The organism is Halalkalibacillus halophilus DSM 18494 (genome assembly GCF_000423105.1).
Lineage (GTDB): Bacteria > Bacillota > Bacilli > Bacillales > Alkalibacillaceae > Halalkalibacillus > Halalkalibacillus halophilus.
Genome location: NZ_AUHI01000004.1, coordinates 475,549 through 482,216, shown reverse-complemented (window position 1 = coordinate 482,216; position 6,668 = coordinate 475,549). Strand labels below are relative to the sequence as shown.

The following is a 6,668-nucleotide window of genomic DNA, read 5'->3' as shown; positions in this document are numbered from 1 at the left end:
CATCTAAGGCAAATAAAGGAGCGTTTATACGACTTCTATGACAGCGTGAAGAAAGTAGGTATACCTGAATTCGAAAAAGCGATAGAAACCATTCAAAACTGGCAAAAACAGATTATGAATAGTTTTGGTTATGAGCTTCACAATGGATACATTGAAGGGATTAATAACCAAACCAAAGTAATCAAACGAAATGCGTTTGGATTCCGACGCTTTGATCGCTTTCGCAAAAAGATTTTATTGCATCATCAATATAAACATATACAAGGACAAATGGCATAAATTAGGAGTGCTCCTAAGAGAGCACCCCAACATTTGACTTAGAACCTTTATTCATAATAAATTGCGATCTATGTGTTATTTTTAAATGATATTCAAATTAATTTTAAAAGATTAGCATATTTAATTAGGACAACATCATAAGTTAGTAGTGCTAATAGATATCATGCAATCGATATTGAATTGATTTGGAGGGATAAGATGGAAAAGTTTAACGCATTTCACGATATTTCTAAACGTACGAACGGAGATATTTATTTGGGAGTTGTTGGTGCGGTTAGAACTGGTAAATCAACATTTATCAAACGATTCATGGACTTAATGGTTATACCGAACATGAAGAACGAACAAGAAAGAGAAAGAGCTCGTGACGAATTACCTCAAAGTGCAGCAGGTAAAACGATTATGACAACAGAACCTAAATTTGTACCTAATCAAGCAGTAGAAGTGGAAGTGGAAGAAGGTCTACAAGCAAATATCCGCTTTGTTGATTGTGTAGGTTATACTATTGATGGTGCTCAAGGGTTCGAAGATGAAAATGGTCCTAGAATGATTCATACACCATGGTATGAAGAAGCAATCCCATTTCATGATGCAGCAGAGATTGGTACAAGAAAGGTTATTCAAGAGCATTCAACAATTGGTATGGTTGTGACTACTGACGGATCTTTTGGCGACCTCCCACGCGATGCATATGTTGATGCTGAAAGACAAGTAGTGGAAGAGTTAAAAGAAGTCGGCAAACCATTTATTATGGTTTTAAACTCGAACCAACCACACCACAGAGACACTATGTCGCTCAGAGAAAACCTTGCAGAAGAATATGATATTCCGGTATTACCAGTTTCAGTTGAAGCACTAACAGAGGATGATGTTCATAATATTCTCAGAGAAGCCCTCTATGAATTCCCAGTTCTTGAAGTGAATGTAAACTTACCAAGTTGGGTGATGTCATTAAAATCAGACCACTGGTTAAGAAGTCAATTCCATGGGGCAATTGAAGACACTGTGAAGAACATTAAGCGATTAAGAGATGTAGATGCAGTCGTATCAGAATTTGACTCCTATGAATTTGTGGAAGATGCTCGAATGGCTGGAATTGAAATGGGAGAAGGCGTTGCTGAAATTGATCTTTTTGCCTCCGATGAGTTGTACGATCAAGTATTAAATGAAATAGTCGGTGAAGAAATCAGAGGGAAAGATCACTTACTTGAGTTATTACAGGATTATTCAGATGCTAAAAGAGAATATGATCATGTCGCTGAAGCTTTATCAATGGTAAAACAAACAGGTTACGGAGTTGCAAATCCAACCTTGGAAGATATGAGATTAGAGGAACCTGAAATTATCAGACAAGGCTCACGATTTGGCGTAAGACTAAAAGCAGTCGCACCTTCTATTCATATGATTAAGGTTGATGTAGAATCGGAATTTGCTCCAATCATTGGCACCGAAAAGCAGAGTGAGGAACTGGTAAGGTATTTAATGCAAGACTTTGAAGAGGACCCATTATCCATTTGGAAGTCTGATATCTTCGGAAGATCGCTTCATTCTATTGTTAGAGAAGGTATCAATGCAAAATTAACTTTAATGCCAGAACATGCTAGGTATAAGTTAAAAGATACATTAGAAAAAATCATTAATCAGGGTAACGGAGGATTAATTGCGATAATTCTCTAAAGCAAAATAGTAGGATAAACCGAATGTACTTGGTGCATTCGGTTTTTTGTATGGAATAAAATATATAATCATTGAAGCGACACTTAAATAACTATAAATAAGGCGTATTTCTACAGAAAATATTAAAAAATCACACGATTTAATAGGTCTTTACTCCTAAAAAAAGGTGAAAACCACTGATTTAATGCATATTCGTGTTGAAACGAACAAATGCTTGTGATACTATTCAAATACGATAGCGCTTGCAGTCATATCAAGTGCGGAACGTATTGTTGACGGTTTTATAATTAATTTTAAGTTTAATGTTGCAAATTAATGAATAGTCTGTTTAAATTTTGGTAGTAATGGAAATGATTAAAGTATTAATTGAACCTGTTTGAAACAGACCTTAATTGGGTACCTGTTTTAATATAGTCAACAAACTCTTGGGAGGAGGTGAGACGAATGAACAAGACAGATTTAGTAAACGCTGTAGCTGAAAAAGCTGATCTTTCTAAGAAAGACGCTTCTAACGCTGTAGATTCTGTATTTGATGCAATCACTGGATCATTAGAGAAATCTGAAAAAGTACAATTAATCGGTTTTGGTAACTTCGAAGTACGTGAGCGTTCAGCACGTAAAGGTCGTAACCCACAAACTGGTGAAGAAATCAAAATTCCAGCAAGTAAAGTACCTGCATTTAAACCAGGTAAAGCCCTAAAAGATGCTGTAAAATAAGCCGTACATAGGGCTTGTAGAGAGAGAGGATATATTCCTCTCTTTTTTATTTTCTATACCAACATTATTAATACATAGTTAAATTGATTATTCTATTAGATTATAAGAAGCGAACATGCTAAAATACAACGTGGGATGATTATTTTATTGAAAATAGGTGATGGATTAATGACGGATATAAATTCTCATAACTTAAAAAATGACTTTTTAAAGAAATATAAACATAATTACATTAACCACAAGCTGTATGAACAAGCTATCGACTTAACCCAGGTATATTATTTCCGTCTTTTATTGTCTCCTGATCATTCTAAAAATGAACTTTTATATGATGCTTTAATTAATATGCAAACATCTTTGAATTTACATGACTTAATAACTAGTGATGAATCTGAAACAAGTGATGATGATTTAGATCAAAACCAATTATTAGCTTTAGTTGGTGATTATCATAGTTCTCTATTTTATAAATTATTAGCTGATTCTAGACAAACGGAACAGCTATATCATTTTTTATCTACTGTTCAAGAAATTAACCAACTCAAAATGGGTTTGTTAAAAGATGATACTTCTCCAACAAACCTTTTACATAAGCTCGAAAAAGTTCATTCCTTGCTCTTTAAAAGAATAGTAGTAGATTACATGGATGACGAAAAAAGAGACCAGCTAAATAAACAATACCTTTATGATTTTATGTATAATAACAAATCGTTTAAAGATCTTGCGGGAAATCACATAGCGTTTACAAATGAACTAAACGTAACATTCGAAAATCGAAAGAACGAATTACAAAACCAAATTAGCACATATTCACAAGTAAACCGTCGAGCATGTGAATGAGTAGAGGGAGTAAACTAGCAATGGACCCTAGAACAAAATCTGAAAAAGTACATCATGTTTTTGAAAAAATTTATCCAAAGTATGACAAAATGAACGCTATTATCTCGTTTCAACGTCATAAGGCTTGGCGAAAAGATGTCATGGAAATAATGCAAGTAAGTAAAGGTATGCAATGTTTAGATGTTTGTTGTGGTACAGGCGATTGGACTTTTTCCTTAAGTGATTCAGTTGGAAATGATGGCTTTGTGTATGGACTTGATTTTAGTAAGAATATGCTTTCTGTTGGAGAAGAGAAAAGAGAGCATGCTCAAACAGAAAACATTTCCTTTGTCCACGGGGATGCCATGAACTTACCATTTGAGGATGAGTCATTTGATTTTGTTACAATTGGTTTCGGTTTGAGGAATGTTCCTGATTACAGCAGGGTACTAGAAGAGATGCACCGTGTAGTAAAAAAAGGTGGTAAGGTAGTTTGTCTAGAGACATCCCAGCCAACTATACCAGTCTATAAACAATTTTACTTCTTTTATTTTAAATATATTATGCCGCTTTTTGGTAAGCTTTTCGCTAAAAGCTATAAAGAGTACGCATGGTTGCACGAATCTACGAAGAATTTCCCAAATAAGAAAAAACTTATGGATTTATTTCTATCTGCAGGTTTTAAGAAAGTAAAAGTAAAGAGCTACGCATTAGGTGCAGCTGCTATGCATATGGGAATAAAGTAAAACGTTTTTATTAAAAAGGTGAACATAATGAAATTAGCGACGACAATAAATTATATGAATCAAGAAATGGAACAAATAGAAAGCTTGATGCATGAGATTGTGAATGCAGAAGAGCAGACTATTTCTGAAACTTCTAGTTATTTATTAGATGCTGGCGGGAAGAGGATACGTCCGATATTTGTACTTTTGGCAGCTCAATTTGGTGCGGGAAAAAATGATCGAATTCTTAACGTTGCAGTTACATTAGAAATGATTCATATGGCTTCTCTTGTTCATGACGATGTAATTGATAACGCTGATACCAGAAGAGGACAAGCTACTGTTAATTATAAATGGGATAATTCTACAGCAATGTATACTGGCGATTATCTTTTTGCTCGTACCATAGAGTTGTTAAATGGACCTAATGAAGTTGCGTTACATCAAGTACTCTCAAATACGATCTATCAAGTGTGTATTGGGGAGATTAGTCAAATTAGAGACAAATATGACCTTAACCAAAGAAAGATTGAGTATTTTAAGAGAATCCGGAGAAAAACTGCTTTACTAATCTCAACAAGTACGCAGTTAGGTGCAATTGCTGCTGAAACAAGTGACCAAACCGTTAAACACTTGAAACGGTATGGATATTATATTGGAATGTCCTATCAAATTATTGATGACATCTTGGATTTTACTTCTGATGAAAAGACGTTAGGTAAACCAGTTGGAAGTGATTTACGTAGTGGGAACTTAACTCTGCCTACAATATTAGCTTTAGAAGAAGATGAGACGATCAAAGACAAAGTAAGTTCTTTCTTTGAAAATCCCGACGAAACAGAAGTGAATCTTACACAATTAATCGAGGATATTAAGCATTCTAAAGCAATTGAGGCTTCCTTCCAATGCAGTCAATCGTATTTAAGAAAAGCGCTAAAAGAACTGGAATATTTACCTGATATTCGAGCGAAGAGAAGCTTACAGAAAATTGCAGCATATCTAGGTAAACGCAAATTTTAAATTGTATTTTTTGATAAACTTTGATAAACTTTTTAAGGTTATAAAAATAGAAAATTAGAGGTGACTGTTATGGAACAAACTTTTATTATGGTAAAACCAGACGGTGTACAAAGAAATCTTATCGGTACAGTAGTTTCCCGTTTTGAACAAAAAGGATTCAAACTAGCTGGAGCGAAATTAATGCAAATTTCTCCTGAATTGGCTGAAACACATTACCAAGATCTAAGTGATAAGCCTTTCTTTGGCGAATTAGTTGAATTCATTACTTCAGGACCAGTTTTCGCTATGGTGTGGGAAGGTGAAAACGTAATTAGTACTGCTCGTAAGATGATGGGTGCTACGAATCCAGCAGAATCTGATATTGGTACAATTCGCGGAGACTTAGGATTAACTGTTGGTAAAAACGTTATTCACGGTTCAGATTCTCAAGAGTCCGCTACAAGAGAAATTGGACTATTTTTTGATCCTTCTGAAGTAGTTAGCTACAAAAAAGATGATCATCAATGGATTTATTAATTACTAAACAATTAAAACTCGTGTAAGCATATGCTTACGCGGGTTTTTTAATTTTTGATTGTTAGCATTTCTTCCTGTAATTCTATATAATGACACTACAAGATAATGAAAATGAGGTAAGTTGAGATGAAAGAAGATTACGTGGACTTTATTGATTTAATCAAAACTAGAACTGGTATAGACCTTGCACAGTACAAGGAAAAACAAATGAAAAGAAGGCTCACTACCTTACGAGATAAAAGGGGATTTAAAGATTTCGTTTCTTATTATAACGCCCTGAAAATGGATGATGATTTGTTTCATGAATTTCTCGATCGAATGACCATTAATGTCTCCGAGTTTTATCGCAACTCTAAAAGGTGGGAAATTTTTCGTAATAGCATTCTTCCCTCACTAATGGAAGGTCAACGTAAACTGAAAATATGGAGTGCAGCTTGTTCTACTGGAGAAGAGCCGTACACTATTGCAATGATTCTGAGCGATTATTATGACTTAGATAATATAACCATTCACGCAACGGATATTGATACGCACGCTATTGATCGAGCCAAGAACGGTGTATATCCTGAACGTTCTTTAAAAGAAGTACCTGAAGATAAAAAGAAAGCTTTTTTCAATAAAAATGGAGCATTTTATGAAATATCAGACCAAATCAAAAAGTGTGTCAATTATAGCAAACATAATTTATTAGCAGATTCTTATGAGAGTAGTTACGACCTAATTGTTTGCAGAAATGTTTTGATATACTTTACGGAGGAAGCCAAAAATAACGTTTACGCTAATTTTGCGAACGCTCTACGTAAAGATGGTGTACTGTTTGTGGGAAGTACAGAACAGATCTTCCATCCACAGTCACTGAATTTAGAAGTTCCTGAAACATTTTTTTATCGAAAAAAGTAACGGAGGATACATAAA

Annotated in this window: 8 protein-coding genes; all 8 read left to right on the top strand. The window is 34.4% G+C overall.

Annotation, left to right across the window (positions count from 1 at the left end; all coding sequences use genetic code 11):
- On the top strand, positions 1 to 279 hold a 279-nt coding region (locus tag G532_RS0102500), incomplete at its 5' end, for a transposase (RefSeq protein ID WP_027963380.1).
- A gap of 198 nt (positions 280 to 477) precedes the next feature.
- A complete protein-coding gene (spoIVA, locus tag G532_RS0102495) occupies positions 478 to 1,956 on the top strand; it encodes a stage IV sporulation protein A (protein WP_027963379.1) in 1,479 nt (492 codons plus the stop codon).
- Between the two features lie 444 nt (positions 1,957 to 2,400).
- Complete coding sequence (locus G532_RS0102490; RefSeq protein ID WP_035512372.1) at positions 2,401 to 2,673, top strand: HU family DNA-binding protein; 273 nt, start codon at positions 2,401 to 2,403, stop codon at positions 2,671 to 2,673.
- 168 nt (positions 2,674 to 2,841) lie between these two features.
- Positions 2,842 to 3,513 carry a heptaprenyl diphosphate synthase component 1 gene (locus tag G532_RS0102485; RefSeq protein ID WP_027963377.1) on the top strand — a complete coding sequence of 224 codons (672 nt, stop codon included), beginning with the start codon at positions 2,842 to 2,844 and terminating at the stop codon, positions 3,511 to 3,513.
- Positions 3,514 to 3,533: 20 nt separating this feature from the next.
- Complete coding sequence (locus G532_RS0102480) at positions 3,534 to 4,238, top strand: demethylmenaquinone methyltransferase (RefSeq protein WP_027963376.1); 705 nt, start codon at positions 3,534 to 3,536, stop codon at positions 4,236 to 4,238.
- Between the two features lie 27 nt (positions 4,239 to 4,265).
- Positions 4,266 to 5,237 carry a polyprenyl synthetase family protein gene (locus G532_RS0102475; RefSeq protein ID WP_027963375.1) on the top strand — a complete coding sequence of 324 codons (972 nt, stop codon included), beginning with the start codon at positions 4,266 to 4,268 and terminating at the stop codon, positions 5,235 to 5,237.
- 69 nt (positions 5,238 to 5,306) lie between these two features.
- Positions 5,307 to 5,753 (top strand): nucleoside-diphosphate kinase, encoded by a 447-nt coding sequence (ndk, locus tag G532_RS0102470; protein ID WP_027963374.1) that lies wholly within the window; start codon positions 5,307 to 5,309, stop codon positions 5,751 to 5,753.
- 126 nt (positions 5,754 to 5,879) lie between these two features.
- Positions 5,880 to 6,653, top strand: coding sequence for a CheR family methyltransferase (locus G532_RS0102465; RefSeq protein WP_027963373.1), 774 nt, complete (start codon positions 5,880 to 5,882; stop codon positions 6,651 to 6,653).
- The last annotated feature ends 15 nt before the right edge of the window (positions 6,654 to 6,668 follow it).